Source organism: Cellulomonas sp. SLBN-39 (assembly GCF_006715865.1).
Lineage (GTDB): Bacteria > Actinomycetota > Actinomycetes > Actinomycetales > Cellulomonadaceae > Cellulomonas.
In genome coordinates, this window is the sequence record NZ_VFOA01000001.1 from 3,235,859 (window position 1) to 3,248,898 (window position 13,040).

General features: G+C 75.2%; 13 protein-coding genes, 1 tRNA gene and 1 other RNA gene. 9 read left to right on the forward strand and 6 right to left on the reverse strand.

The features are described 5' to 3' along the window. Positions 1-72: 72 nt before the first annotated feature. Positions 73-2,820, reverse strand: a complete 2,748-nt coding sequence (gene aceE, locus FBY24_RS14745) for a pyruvate dehydrogenase (acetyl-transferring), homodimeric type (protein ID WP_142161712.1) — start codon at positions 2,818-2,820, stop codon at positions 73-75. A 305-nt stretch (positions 2,821-3,125) separates the two neighbouring features. On the opposite strand from aceE, the gene FBY24_RS14750 reads away from it, so the two are divergent. The 3 genes from FBY24_RS14750 (at position 3,126) to FBY24_RS14760 (ending at position 5,351) form a co-directional block, all read left to right on the forward strand. Next, entirely contained in the window at positions 3,126-3,548 is a 423-nt protein-coding gene (locus tag FBY24_RS14750; protein ID WP_140458707.1) for a DUF3052 domain-containing protein, read from the forward strand. Next, the gene (locus FBY24_RS14755) at positions 3,545-4,018 is read left to right on the forward strand and encodes a peroxiredoxin (protein WP_142161713.1); all 474 of its coding nucleotides are present in this window, start codon (positions 3,545-3,547) and stop codon (positions 4,016-4,018) included. The genes FBY24_RS14750 and FBY24_RS14755 overlap by 4 nt, the downstream gene beginning before the upstream one ends. Positions 4,019-4,151: 133 nt before the next feature. Next, on the forward strand, positions 4,152-5,351 hold the full coding sequence (locus FBY24_RS14760; RefSeq protein WP_142161714.1) for a hypothetical protein: 1,200 nt from the start codon (positions 4,152-4,154) through the stop codon (positions 5,349-5,351). 38 nt (positions 5,352-5,389) lie between these two features. Here the strand turns inward: FBY24_RS14760 and FBY24_RS14765 are convergent. Then, a tRNA-Val gene (locus FBY24_RS14765) sits at positions 5,390-5,466 on the reverse strand. A 41-nt stretch (positions 5,467-5,507) separates the two neighbouring features. Between FBY24_RS14765 and FBY24_RS14770 the strand changes: the two genes are divergently transcribed. From FBY24_RS14770 to FBY24_RS14785, 4 genes are all read left to right on the forward strand, one after another. Then, positions 5,508-6,557, forward strand: a complete 1,050-nt coding sequence (locus FBY24_RS14770) for a zinc-dependent alcohol dehydrogenase family protein (RefSeq protein ID WP_142161715.1) — start codon at positions 5,508-5,510, stop codon at positions 6,555-6,557. 54 nt (positions 6,558-6,611) lie between these two features. After that, complete coding sequence (locus FBY24_RS14775) at positions 6,612-7,811, forward strand: Nif3-like dinuclear metal center hexameric protein (RefSeq protein WP_142161717.1); 1,200 nt, start codon at positions 6,612-6,614, stop codon at positions 7,809-7,811. After that, positions 7,808-8,548, forward strand: a complete 741-nt coding sequence (locus tag FBY24_RS14780; protein WP_142161719.1) for a zinc ribbon domain-containing protein — start codon at positions 7,808-7,810, stop codon at positions 8,546-8,548. The genes FBY24_RS14775 and FBY24_RS14780 overlap by 4 nt, the downstream gene beginning before the upstream one ends. Before the next feature lie 104 nt (positions 8,549-8,652). After that, on the forward strand, positions 8,653-9,324 hold the full coding sequence (locus tag FBY24_RS14785; protein WP_255432418.1) for a histidine phosphatase family protein: 672 nt from the start codon (positions 8,653-8,655) through the stop codon (positions 9,322-9,324). 47 nt (positions 9,325-9,371) lie between these two features. On the opposite strand, the gene FBY24_RS14790 is transcribed toward FBY24_RS14785, so the two are convergent. Further along, complete coding sequence (locus FBY24_RS14790; protein WP_142161723.1) at positions 9,372-10,151, reverse strand: YaaA family protein; 780 nt, start codon at positions 10,149-10,151, stop codon at positions 9,372-9,374. Between the two features lie 52 nt (positions 10,152-10,203). Here FBY24_RS14790 and FBY24_RS14795 point away from each other — a divergent pair, with 52 nt between their 5' ends. After that, a complete protein-coding gene (locus FBY24_RS14795) occupies positions 10,204-10,587 on the forward strand; it encodes a tautomerase family protein (RefSeq protein WP_142161725.1) in 384 nt (127 codons plus the stop codon). Between the two features lie 45 nt (positions 10,588-10,632). Then, positions 10,633-11,018, forward strand: an RNA gene (gene rnpB, locus FBY24_RS14800) — RNase P RNA component class A. Between the two features lie 56 nt (positions 11,019-11,074). Here the strand turns inward: rnpB and FBY24_RS14805 are convergent. The 3 genes from FBY24_RS14805 to FBY24_RS14815 all read right to left on the reverse strand — a co-directional run bounded on the left by FBY24_RS14805 (position 11,075) and on the right by FBY24_RS14815 (position 12,936). After that, positions 11,075-11,269, reverse strand: a complete 195-nt coding sequence (locus FBY24_RS14805; RefSeq protein WP_142161727.1) for a hypothetical protein — start codon at positions 11,267-11,269, stop codon at positions 11,075-11,077. Between the two features lie 151 nt (positions 11,270-11,420). Next, entirely contained in the window at positions 11,421-11,813 is a 393-nt protein-coding gene (locus FBY24_RS14810) for a VOC family protein (RefSeq protein WP_142161729.1), read from the reverse strand. A 46-nt stretch (positions 11,814-11,859) separates the two neighbouring features. Further along, positions 11,860-12,936 (reverse strand): acyl-CoA desaturase, encoded by a 1,077-nt coding sequence (locus tag FBY24_RS14815; RefSeq protein ID WP_142161730.1) that lies wholly within the window; start codon positions 12,934-12,936, stop codon positions 11,860-11,862. Between the last annotated feature and the right edge of the window lie 104 nt (positions 12,937-13,040).

Consider the following 13,040-nt stretch of genomic DNA (forward strand, 5'->3'; position numbering starts at 1 on the left):
CGCAGCGGACGAACGACGAGGGCGCCCCGGCCGGTCGGCCGGGGCGCCCTCGTCGTCAGGGGGCGACGCGCGTCAGGCGTCGCCGCCGGTGTTGCCCGACGTGCCCGCCGTGACGTCGTGCAGGCGGTACCGCTCGACGGCCTGCGCCACCACCGACGGGTCCACCGCGCCCTCGAGCGCGAGCTGCTGCAGCACGCGCACTGCGGTCGACGGGCCGTCGATCTTGAAGTGGCGGCGTGCGGCGGCGCGCGTGTCAGAGAAGCCGAAGCCGTCCGCACCGAGCGTCGCGTAGCGGCCCGGGACCCACGCGCGGACCTGGTCGGCCACGAGGTGGTCGTAGTCCGTCGTCGCGACGAACGGACCCTGGGCGCCCTGCAGCTTCTGCGTCAGGTACGGCGTGCGGACCGCCTCGCCCGGCTGCAGGAACGCGTGCTGCTCGGCGGCCAGCGCGTCGCGGCGCAGCTCGTTCCAGCTCGTCACCGACCACACGGCGGCGCGCACGCCCCAGTCGTCCGCCAGCAGCTGGCGGGCCTCGAGCGCCCACGGCACCGCGACGCCGGAGGCGAGGATCTGGGCCTGCGGGCCCTCGCCCTCGACCGCCGCCACCTGGTGGATGCCGCGCAGGATGCCCTCGACGTCGACGTCCTCCGGCTCGGCCGGCTGGACCATCGGCTCGTTGTAGACCGTCAGGTAGTAGATGACGTCCTGGTCGCGACCGTCGGAGCCGTCGCCGTACATGCGGGCGATGCCGTCGCGAACGATGTGCCGGATCTCGTACCCGTACGCCGGGTCGTAGTGCACGACGTGCGGCATGGTGCCCGCCAGCAGCGGGGAGTGGCCGTCGGCGTGCTGCAGGCCCTCGCCCGTCAGCGTGGTGCGCCCGGCCGTGGCCCCGATGAGGAACCCGCGCGCCATCTGGTCGCCGGCGGCCCAGAACTGGTCGCCGGTGCGCTGGAACCCGAACATCGAGTAGTAGAAGTAGAACGGGATCAGCGGCTCGCCGTGCGTGGCGTACGCCGTGCCGACGGCCTGGAACGCCGCCGCCGACCCGGCCTCGTTGATGCCGGTGTGCATGATCTGCCCGGAGGTCGACTCCTTGTAGGACAGCATCAGCTCACGGTCGACCGCCATGTAGTTCTGGCCGTTGGTGTTGAAGATCTTCGCGCTCGGGAAGATCGAGTCCAGGCCGAACGTGCGCGCCTCGTCGGGGATGATCGGCACCAGGCGGTGGCCGAACTCCTTGTCCTTGAGCAGGTCCTTGAACAGGCGCACGAGCGCCATGGTCGTGGCGACCTCCTGCGTGCCCGAGCCCTTGGCGAGGCTCTCGTAGGACTTGTCGCCCGGGAGGGTGAGCTTGGTGTGCTCGGTGCGCCGCTCGGGGACGAAGCCGCCGAGGGCCCGGCGCCGGTCGAGCATGTAGCGGATCGCCTCGTCGTCCGGCCCCGGGTGGTAGTACGGGGGCAGGTACGGGTTCTCCTCGAGCTGGGCGTCCGAGATCGGGATGTGCAGCGAGTCCCGCAGCGCCTTGAGCTCGTCGACCTTGAGCTTCTTCATCTGGTGCGTGGCGTTGCGCCCGGCGAAGCCCGAGCCCAGGCCGTAGCCCTTGATGGTGTGCGCGAGGATGACGGTCGGCTGACCGGTGTGCTCGCGCGCCGCCTTGTAGGCCGCGTAGAGCTTGCGGTAGTCGTGCCCGCCGCGCTTGAGGGCCCAGATCTCGTCGTCGGTCATCTTCTCGACGAGCTGCTTCGTCCGCGGGTCGCGGCCGAAGAAGTGCTCGCGGATGAACGCGCCGTTCTCGGCCCGGAACGTCTGGAAGTCGCCGTCCGGGGTGGTGTTCATCAGGTGCACCAGGGCGCGGTCCTTGTCGGCGTTGAGCAGGACGTCCCACTCGCGGCCCCAGATGACCTTGATGACGTTCCAGCCCGCGCCGCGGAACTGCGCCTCGAGCTCCTGGATGATCTTGCCGTTGCCGCGCACCGGGCCGTCGAGGCGCTGCAGGTTGCAGTTGACCACGAACGTCAGGTTGTCCAGGCCCTGCTGCGCCGCGTGCTGGAGCATGCCGCGCGACTCGGGCTCGTCCATCTCGCCGTCGCCCAGGTACGCCCACACGTCCTGCTGGCTGGTGTCCTTGATGCCCCGCTCGTGCAGGTACTTGTTGGTCCACGCCTGGTAGATCGCGCCGGCCGGGCCCAGGCCCATCGACACCGTGGGGAACTCCCACAGCTCGGGCGCCAGCCGCGGGTGCGGGTACGACGGCAGGCCGCCGCCGGCGTGCGAGCGCTCCTGGCGGAACCCGTCGAGCTGGTGCTCGGTCAGACGCCCCTCGAGGAAGCCGCGGGCGTAGACGCCGGGGGAGGCGTGGCCCTGGAAGTAGACCTGGTCGCCGCCGCCCGGGTGGTCCTTGCCGCGGAAGAAGTGGTTGAGGCCGACCTCGGTGAGCGTCGCCACCGACGCGTAGGACGAGATGTGCCCGCCGACCGCCACGCCGGGACGCTGCGCACGCGTGACCATGACGGCCGCGTTCCAGCGGATCCAGGAGCGGTACCGGCGCTCCATGACCTCGTCACCGGGGAAGTACGGCTCGTTGTGCACCGCGATCGTGTTGACGTACGGCGTGTTGAGCGAGGCCGGGATCGCCACGTTCCGCTGCCGCGCGTGGCGCAGCATGCTCATCAGGACGTACCGCGCGCGCGGGCCGCCCTTCTCGTCGATCAGGCCGTCGAGCGAGTCGACCCACTCCCCGGTCTCCTCCGGGTCGATGTCGGGGACCTGGCTGAGCAGGCCGCCGATCAGCGGGCCCGTCTCGTCGATGGAAGCCACCGGTGCTCCTTCGCGTCTCGTGCGCGCCCGGCGGTCCCGCCACGGCGCGCCATCTCGTCCCGGCCCGGCCTCCGGCGCGGTGGCGCCTGGGGCCGCGGGTGCGGGTGATCGATCCATTCTCGGTCCTCCCCGCCCGGAAAGTCACACCGACGGGGCCCCGTCGGGCCGTGACGTCCGTGACACGCGCGGGACGTCCACGACAGGGCTTCCCGGGGCCGTCGACCTCCCGGTGGGCTAACGTGTGCCCACATCAGAGGTCCCGCGCAGGCGTGGGCCACCGGGGGAAAGAAGGGAACGGGCCGGACGTGTCTTCCACTGCGGACGATGCCGCGACGCACGCGGCCGCTCGTCTGGGCTTCGAGTCCGGGCAGGTCATCCAGGAGCTGGGCTACGACGACGACGTGGACGAGGCCCTGCGCGCAGGGCTGGAGGCCACCACCGGCTCGGCGCTCGTCGACGAGGACTACGACGACGTCACCGACGGTGCCGTGATCTGGTTCCGCGACGACGACGGCGACCTCACCGACGCGCTCGTCGACGCGATGACGGTGCTCGAGGACAACGGGCCGATCTGGGTGTTCGTGCCCAAGGCCGGACGCCGGGGCCACGTGCCCCACAGCGACATCGAGGAGGCCGCGACCACGTCCGGCCTGCACGCGATGACGACGTTCTCCGTCGGTCCCGACTGGTCCGCGACGCGGCTGGCCACGCGGGGTCGCGGCAAGTGACGGGTGCGACGCCCGGGGCCCTGCTCGTCGGTGAGCCGGCCCCGGACGTCACGCTGCCCGACACCCACGGCACGCCCGTGACCCTCTCCGCGCTGCGGGGGGGCCCGGTGGCGGTGGTGTTCTTCCCGTTCGCGTTCTCCGGCATCTGCTCCGGCGAGCTGTGCGAGCTGCGCGACAACCTCGCGATGTTCGACGCCGCCGGCGTGCGGCTGCTCGGCGTCTCGTGCGACCCCATGTTCGCGCTGCGCGCGTGGTCGCAGCAGGAGGGCCACGGGTTCGACCTGCTCTCCGACTTCTGGCCCCACGGTGCCGCGGCCCGTGCCTTCGGCGTCTTCGACGAGGACCACGGTCTGGCCCTGCGCGGGTCGTTCCTCCTCGACGCCGACGGCGTGGTCCGCTGGTCGGTGGTCAACCCCCGCGGCGAGGCCCGCCCGTTCGCGGCCTACCGCGAGGCCCTCGCGACCCTGTGACGCTCCCCGGGGAGCGGCTCGCCGCTGCCTGCTGATCGGCCCGCCCGGCGCGGCTGCCGCGACGGGTCCGGCCGGACGGGTCGCGAGCTGCGCCGGCTGCTGCGGGGCGGGCACGGGCGAGAGAGGTGCACTCATGGACAGGGCCGAGGTCGATGCGCTGGCTGCGCGCACCCGGCAGCGCATGGCCGACGGCGAGGTGCTCGATCCCCGTGCCGAGGCGCTCGGCTGCCGGTTCCTCGGTCACAGCGTGATCGAGTCCGTCTACTTCTTGCGTCAGGCCTTCGACGTCCCCCTCGGGGAGGGCAAGGAGCTGCTGTTCGAGCTGGCCTGGTCGGGGGACGACAGCCTGCCGGACAACGCGGCGCAGCACCTGCCGATCGCCGGGCTGGGCAGGTGCCACCGGCTGGTGGCGGGCCTCGCGTACCGGCTGCCCGAAGAGCTCGGCCTCGCGCTGTTCGCCCAGGCGAGGTCGGCGATGGTGCTCGATGCGCGTCCGGCGACGCGCATGGACCTGCTCGTCGACGTGCAGGAGGGGCGGCTCGTCGTCCCGGACGGGCCACTCGAGCCCGTCCCGTTCGTCGTCGACGCGCGCGGCGAGCGCGTCGGGCGGCTGCTGCTCGTCGTGCGGGGCGGCGTCCTCGTGCGCCTGGAGCAGACGTGGACGGGCGACGCCGTGCCGGAGGCCTGGCCGACACCCGACCGTCTCGACTTCGGCGACCGGCGCGCGACGCTGTGGGGCCCCGCCGACGAGTCCGCCGCGCTCGTCCACCCCCGCCCCGGCGGCGGGGCGCCCCGTGGGCCCGCCGCCGCGTGGGAGGTCGAGCACCTCCGCGCGTCGGGTGAGCTGAGCGTCGGCGCCGCAGGTCGTCTCGGAGAGCTCCTGGCGGCGCGGTCGCGGGGGCACGCACGCGTGCTGGCCCGCGGTCTCCTGGCTGATCTCGTCCTCGCGTCGGGTGCCCCGTCGCACGATGCGCCGGCGGCCGTGACCGTGCTCGTCGCCGGGCTGCCGCACCTCCACCCTGCGGTCCGCCCGAGCGCCCTCCTGCTCCTCACGCAGATCGACCTGGCGGCGGCGCGGGTGGACGGGGGGCACGCCACCGAGTGCCGCCGGCGGATCGCCGAGGCGCTGCCGGTGGTCGCTGCCACGCTCGCGGCGGGCGGCGACGCGGAGCGCGCCCAGGGTGTCGACCTGCTGGCCGCTGCCGCGTCGTCCGGGCCGGGTGCCCGCGCGCGGGCGGAGCTCTACCTCGCCCGCATCGTCGACGGGTCGACCGGCGACGTCCGGGCACGTGCCGCGTGCGCGCTCGACGGGCTGCGCGGCACGGCCACGTGAGGCGAGGGGCACCCGGTGCGGGTCGCCCGGGTGGGAGGTGGTGGGCCCGGCCGGTCTCGAACCGGCGACCTCCGCGGTGTAAGCGCGGCGCTCTGACCAACTGAGCTACAGGCCCGAAGAGCGTCGGACAGCCTACCGGCGCCGTAGGCTGCGCGGGTGCGCGCAACCCTCCTCCACGGTCCCGGTGACGTCCGCGTCGAGCAGGTGCCCGACCCGCAGGTGCGCCGGGCGCACGACGCCGTGGTGCGCGTCGTCGCCACCTGCGTGTGCGGGTCGGACCTGTGGCCCTACCGCGGGGCGCGGCCGGTGCCCGAGCCGCGGCGCATCGGGCACGAGCTCGTCGGCGTGGTCGAGGAGGTCGGCGCCGACGTGCGGACGGTGCGGCCCGGTGACTTCGTCGTGGCGCCGTTCTCGCTGTGCGACGGCACGTGCGTGCACTGCCGCAACGGCGTGCACACCTCGTGCGAGAACGTCGCGTGGTGGGGGTCGCCGGACCAGGACGGCGAGCCCGTCGACGCCGCGCAGGGCGAGTACGTGCGCGTGCCGATGGCCGACGGCACGCTCGTCGTGACCCCGGAGCACCCCGACGAGGCGCTGCTGCCGCACGTGCTGACGCTGACGGACGTCATGGGCACCGGGCACCACGCGGCGCGGTCGGCCGGTGTGGGACCGGGCTCGACCGTGGCGGTGGTGGGCGACGGTGCCGTGGGGCTGTGCGCCGTGATCGCCGCGCGCCGGCTCGGAGCCGAGCGGGTCGTGGCCATGTCCCGGCACGCGGCCCGGCAGGAGCTCGCGCGCGGGTTCGGTGCGACGGACGTCGTCGCCGAGCGTGGTGACGAGGGGGCGGCGCACGTGCGCGACCTGTTCGACGGCGTCGGGCCGGACGCGGTGCTCGAGTGCGTCGGGACCAAGGAGTCGATGGCGCAGGCCCTGGCCACCGTGCGGCCGGGCGGGCGGATCGGCTTCGTCGGGGTGCCCGCGGGCGGGCCCGAGCTGCCGGTGCGGCAGCTCTTCGACACCAACGTCACCGTCGGCGGCGGGATCGCACCCGTGCGCGGCTACATCCCCGAGCTCATGGCCGACGTGTGGTCCGGGGCGATCCGGCCCGGGCTGGTGTTCGACGGCACCTTCGCGCTCGACGACATCGCCGACGCCTACGCCGCGATGGACGCCCGGACCGTGACCAAGGCCCTCGTGCGGCCGTGACGTGCGTGCGGGGCGGGGTCGGCGACCCGGCGGCCAGCCGGTAGGTTGCCGCGTGTGAGCACCATCGCGACCGTCCGCGACGTCGTCGCCGCCCTCGACCGGCGGTACCCGCCCGGGACCGCCGAGCCCTGGGACCGGGTCGGCCTCGCGGTCGGGGACCCCGACGCCCCCGTGCGCCGGGTGCTGCTCGCCGTCGACCCCGTCGCCGCCGTCGTCGACGAGGCGCTCGGCTGGGGTGCCGACCTGCTGCTGACGCACCACCCGCTGCTGCTGCGCGGCGTGCACTCCGTCGCCGCGACGACCGCCAAGGGCGCGCTCGTGCACCGCCTGGTGCGGGGCGGGTGCGCGCTGCACACCGCGCACACCAACGCCGACGCGGCCGTCGACGGCGTCGCCCACGCACTCGCCGACGCCATCGGCGTGCACGGCACCGTCCCGCTCGTGCCCGCGGGCGTGCCGGCGCTCGACAAGCACGTGGTCCTGGTGCCGAGCGAGCACGCCGACGCGCTCGTCGACGCGCTGTCCGCGGCCGGTGCCGGCGCGCTCGGCGCGTACGCGCGGTGCGCGTGGACCACCGTGGGGGAGGGCACGTTCCTGCCGCTCGACGGCGCCACGCCCGCGGTAGGCGTTGTCGGCGAGGTCGCCCGGGTGCGCGAGACCCGCATCGAGATGGTGGCCCCGCGCCGGTCGCGGTCGCAGGTCGTGGCCGCCGTGCGGGCGGCGCACCCGTACGAGGAGCCCGCCTTCGACGTCCTGGAGCTGGCGTCCCTGCCCGGGCAGACGGGGCTCGGGCGCGTCGGCACGCTGGACCGGCCCCTGCCGCTGGCGGACTTCGCCGAAGCCGTGGCCCGCGCCCTGCCCGCCACCGTGCAGGGCGTGCGCTACGCGGGAGACCCCGCGATGCCGGTCCACCGGGTCGCCGTGCTCGGCGGGTCCGGGGACTCGCTGTTCGACGCCGTCCGCGCGGCCGACGTCGACGCCTACGTCACCGCGGACCTGCGCCACCACCCGGCGTCCGAGCAGCAGGAGCAGGCGCTGTTCGAGGCGAAGGGGGCCGCCCCCCGGCCCGCGCTCGTCGACCTCGCGCACTCGGCGTCGGAGTGGCCGTGGCTCGCCCGCGCGGCCGACGCGCTGCGCGCCGACCTGGCCGCCGCGGGCACTACGGTGGAGACCCGCGTGAGCACGCTGCGCACCGACCCCTGGACGGGCCGTGTGCCGCAGCCCGCCCGCACCCAGCCGGAAGGAACCCCGTGACGAGCGCCCCCGTCGCCGACCAGCGTCGCCTGCTCGAGGTCCAGGACCTCGACACCCGCCTCGACCAGCTCGCCCACCGCCGTCGCACGCTGCCCGCGCTCGCGCGGCTGACCGAGCTCGACGCGCAGGTCGGCGACCTGTACACCGCCCTCGTGACGTCGCGGACCGCGGCCTCGGACCTGCGGCGCGAGCTCACCAAGGCCGAGGCCGACGTCGCCCAGGTCCGCACCCGTGCCGCGCGCGACCAGCAGCGGCTCGACCAGGGCCAGGTCTCCGCGAAGGACGCGCAGGCGCTGACCAGCGAGCTCGAGAGCCTGGCGCGCCGCCAGTCCGACCTCGAGGACGTCGAGCTCGAGGTCATGGAGCGGCTCGAGGCCCACGAGTCCACGCTCGCCGAGCTGGAGACGGCCCACGCGGCGCTCGCGTCGGACCGGGCAGCCGTCGTCGCCGAGCGCGACGCCGGCTGGGCCGAGGTCGACGCCGAGGCCGACCGCGTCCGGGCTGCGCGCGAGAAGGCCGTCGCCGGCCTCGACGAGCGTCTCGTCGCGCTGTACGAGCGCCTGCGCGGGCAGCTCGGCGGCCGGGGCGCCGCCCCGCTGCGCGGCAACCGCTGCGACGGCTGCCGCCTCGAGCTCAACCCGCTGGACCTCGAGGCCATCCGTGCGCGTCCCGAGGACGCGGTCGTGCGCTGCGAGGAGTGCGGGCGGATCCTCGTGCGGCTGCCCGCCAACGCATGAGCCCGGTCGAGGAGCCGCGCGGGACGCCCGGCCGGCCGTCGGCCCAGCCCGGGGACGCCGGTGCGACGGGTCGCCGGCGGACCGCCGGACCCTCAGGGGCGGGTGTGCGGTTCGACGAGGAGCGGCCCGTCACGGTCGTCCTCGTCCGCCACGGGCAGACCGCGATGACGGTCTCGCGCGGCTACTCGGGCTCCTCCGAGCCGGGCCCGCCGCTGGACGCGACCGGTCGGGCGCAGGCGGCGTCCGCGGCGGAGCTCGTCGACCGTGTCGGCCGCGACCTGTGGGGCGACGTGCCCTACCCGGGGGAGGTCGTCGCCTCGCCGATGGTCCGGACGCAGGAGACCGCGGGCGTCGTCGCCGCGCGGCTCGGCCTGCCCGTGCGCACCGACGCCGCGTTCCGCGAGGCCGACTTCGGCGCCTGGCAGGGGCTGACCTCCGACGAGATCGAGCAGCACTGGCCCGGCACGCTCGAGCCGTGGCACGTCGACGGGCACGTGCGCCCGCCCGGCGGGGAGTCCGTCGCGGACGTGGGGGAGCGGTTGCGTGCCGCCCTCGACGGGCTGCGCGGCGGCGGCGAGCGGACCGTCGTGGTGGTCTCCCACGCGGTCGCGATCCGCGCCGCCCTCGGCGTGACGCTCGGGTCCGCCCCCGGCACGTGGAGCCAGCTGCGCGTCGCGCCGGCGTCGGTCAGCATCGTGCGGCTGTACACCGACCGGCGCGACGAGGTCGCCGTCGCCGGTGCGCCGAGCGAGGGCTGGGGTCCCGCAGCCCGCTGACCGGACGGGGGCGTTCCCCGACGTCAGAGCACGACGAGGCGGCGCGGTCAGGCCACGACGAGGGAGAGCGTGCGCGCCCCGCGCCGCGGCGGGCCCGCCAGCTCGACCGCCGTCAGCGCCGTCCCGACGAGTGCGCTCGCGGCGTGCGCCAGGTCCTCCGCGTCCCGCGGGGCGTTGCCGCGGCGGGTCACCAGGTGCCGGGTCAGCACGCCGCGCGTGTGCTTGGCGTGGTGCGAGACCACCGACCGGCGCCCGTCGACCTCGCGCAGCACCCGCACGTCCACCCACGTCGCGCCCGCGGGCGGGGTCCACGCGGCCCGGTAGGCCGCCGAGCGGCAGTCGACCACCAGGTCCTCGCCCTCCCCGGCCAGCGCCTCGGCGAGCGGGCCACGCCACGCGGCGGCGAGCGGCCCCACGCCCGGGAGGTCGGTGCCCATCGACAACCGGTACGCGGGCACCACGTCGTCCACCGTCAGGACGCCCCACAGCGCGCTGACGACCCGGACGGACCGCACCGCGCGTGCCCGCGCCGCCGGCGTCAGGTCGTCCAGGCCCGCCGCGCCGTACAGCACCCCGGTGTACACCCGGGACGCCCGCGCGGCCGGGGCGTCGCGCAGGCCCGTGTTGCGGGCGACCTCGGCGGCCAGCCCTGGCGAGACACCCAGCACCGCGCACGCGTCGTCCTGGGCGCCGACCGCGACGAGCGCGTCGAGCACCTTCTCCCGCCACGGCGTGAGCCCGGGGTGCGCGAGCGCGCCGAGGTCGACCGGCGGGGCGCCGACGGGCGCGGGCGTCTTGCCCTCCGAGGGCGGCAGCAGCACGAGCACCGCTGCACTGTACGGTGCGGTCCTGCCCGTCCGACGACCCCGCAGGAGTGCCGTGGCTCACGTGAAGGTGTACGGCCGCCGCTCGGCCTGGGGCCACCGGCGGGCCGAGGTCTCCGACGCCCTGCACGCGGCCCTCGTCGACGCCTGGGGCATCCCGTCGACCAAGCGGTTCCACCGGTTCCTGCTGCTCGACGACGAGGACCTGGTCGCACCGCGCGGGCACGACTACCTCGTCGTCGAGGTCGTCGCCTTCACCGGGCGCAGCCCCGCCGCCGTGCGGGCCCTGCTCGCGGCCATGACCGACGACGTCGCCCCGGCGCTCGGCCTGGCGCCCGACGACCTGGAGGTCGTCGTGCTGGAGAGCCCGCCCACGCACTGGGCGATCCGCGGCACCACCGGCGACGCTCTCCAGCTGGACTACCGCGTCGACGTCTGACCGTGCCGCACCCCCCCGGCGCGACGGGTAGGCTGGGCGCGCGGACGAGTCAGCCAGGCGGCCGCGTCAGGGCCTTCGTGGTCCTGCCGAGGAACGTCCGGGCTCCGCAGGGCAGGGTGGTGGGTAACGCCCACCCGGGGTGACCCGCGGGACAGTGCCACAGAGAACAGACCGCCACGTCGCATTTCGGTGCGACGGGGTAAGGGTGAAACGGTGGTGCAAGAGACCACCAGCGCACCGGGTGACCGGTGCGGCTAGGCAAACCCCACCCGGAGCAAGGCCAGACAGGGAGCGTCCGAGGGCTGCCCGCCCGAGCTCCCGGGTAGGCCGCTGGAGGCGTGCGGCGACGCACGTCGTAGATGGATGGTCGCCACCCGCGCGTGGGCAACCGCGCACGGGGACAGAACCCGGCGTACCGGCTGACTCGTCCGCCCCTCCGGGGTGCCCGCGCGGCGCCCGCCGGAGGGGTCCCGGGCCGGCGACCTCCTCAGGCGGCGTGCCCGGAACGGCTCTGCCGCTGGCGCGGCACGAAGGGCAGGCGCGGCAGGTCCGCGTGCCCCGCGACCTGCGGGCGGCTGTCCCGCTGCTGGCCGGTGCGCGCGCGGGCGGGCCGGGGGACGAACGGCAGACCGGGTCCCCGGGCCGTCCGGCTCGCGTCGTCGTGGCGCTGGTCGCCTGCCATGGTGTCCCCCTCGTCACCGTGCCGTGCTCTCACCACCACGGTAGGAGCCCGTGGCGCACGCACCAGGGACCGCCCGCGACCCCAACCCGCGTGCGCGGGTGAGATCCGTCGGGTGCCGCGGGCGGAGGGGACGAAGGTCCCGCCCGCGCCGTCAGCCCGCCTGCGCCCGGGCGAGGTCGGCGGGCGTGCTGCGCAGGAGGCAGAACTCGTTGCCCTCGGGGTCGGCCAGCACGTGCCAGGTCACGTCCTGCTGGCCCACGTCCACGGGTGTCGCACCGAGCTCGAGCAGCCGGGCGAGCTCGGTCGCCTGGTCCGAGCCGTCGGGCGGGCGCAGGTCCGGGTGCAGGCGGTTCTTCACGCGGCGTTCGTCGGGGACGCGCACGAAGAGCCACCCCGTCGCGGAGCCGTCGGCGGGCGCGAGCTCGACCTCCTCGCCGTCGCCCTCCTCGTCCGTGACCGTCCACCCGAGGACCCGCGACCACCAGCGCGCCAGGGCGGTCGGGTCGGCGGCGTCGATCGACAGCTGCGAGACGATCAGGTGCATGGCACGACGCTAGGGGCTGACGCGCCCGCAGGCATCCCCGGGCGCGTCAGGCGCGGTAGCGCGCGACCATCGGGCAGTCGAACGGGTCGCGCGCCTGCAGGCCGACCTCGTTGAGGTACTCCACGACGCGGCGGTACGACTCCACCAGCGTCGTCTGCGTGTACGGCATGCCGACGCGCGCGCAGTGCTCCCGGACCAGCTCACGGGCACGGGCCAGGTGCGGGCGGGGCATCGAGGGGAACAGGTGGTGCTCGATCTGCGCGTCGAGCCCGCCCATGAGCGCGGTCACCCAGCGGCCGCCGGAGATGTTGCGCGACGTCAGCACCTGCTTGGACAGGAAGTCCAGCCGGCTCTCGGCCGGGATGATCGCCATGCCCTTGTGGTTCGGGGCGAAGGACGCGCCCATGTACACGCCGAACACCGCGAGCTGCACGGCGAGGAACGCGGCGGCCATGCCGAGCGGGAGCTGCCACACGACCAGGGCGACGTACCCGACGAGGCGGACGGCCATGAGCACCAGCTCGGTGGTGCGGGCGCGGCTGGGGGCGGACGCGAGCGCCGAGCGGATCGACACCACGTGCAGGTTGAGGCCCTCGAGCGTCAGGAGGGGGAAGAACAGCCACCCCTGGCGGCGGGTGAGGGCGCCCATGAAGCCGCTCTGCTGCGCGGCGTCCTCGGGCAGGAACGAGATCGTGTCCCGCTCGATGTCCGGGTCCTTGCCGCGGCGGTTCGGGTTCGCGTGGTGGCGGTTGTGCTTGGTCGTCCACCAGCTGTGGCTGATCCCGACGACCGCGTTGGCCAGGACCCGCCCGAGCCTGTCGTTGGCCGGTCCGGTGCGCAGGACCTGGCGGTGGGACGCCTCGTGCGAGACGAACGCGACCTGTGTGAGCACGACGCCGAGCGCGGCGGCGACGAGCAGCTGCCACCACGACGGGCCGATGACGACGAGCGCGGTGAGGAGCGCGGCGAGGGCGACGCCCAGACCCGTGAGCAGGCCCACGTAGAACCGCGGCGTGCGCTCGAGGAGGCCCGCCTCCCGGACGGCGGCAGCCAGCTCGTGGTAGCTGCCGGTCGCGGCCTCCTGACGGGGGCGCGGTCGCGTCGGGGTAGGGGCGAGCGTCACGGGGCCTCCAGGGCGTGGGTCGACTTCCCAGCCGTGGGGGTGAGCGGTCGCTCGGCGGTACGGATGCCCTCGAGAGTACGTGCCGTTCAGGCCGGTGGTAAGGG

Coding starts and splice junctions, on each gene's coding strand:
- FBY24_RS14760 (WP_142161714.1), top strand. CDS start 4,152: ATGGACAGGGCCGAGGTCGATGCGCTGGCTGCGCGCACCCGGCAGCGC.
- FBY24_RS14805 (WP_142161727.1), bottom strand. CDS start 11,269: ATGGCAGGCGACCAGCGCCACGACGACGCGAGCCGGACGGCCCGGGGA.
- FBY24_RS14810 (WP_142161729.1), bottom strand. CDS start 11,813: ATGCACCTGATCGTCTCGCAGCTGTCGATCGACGCCGCCGACCCGACC.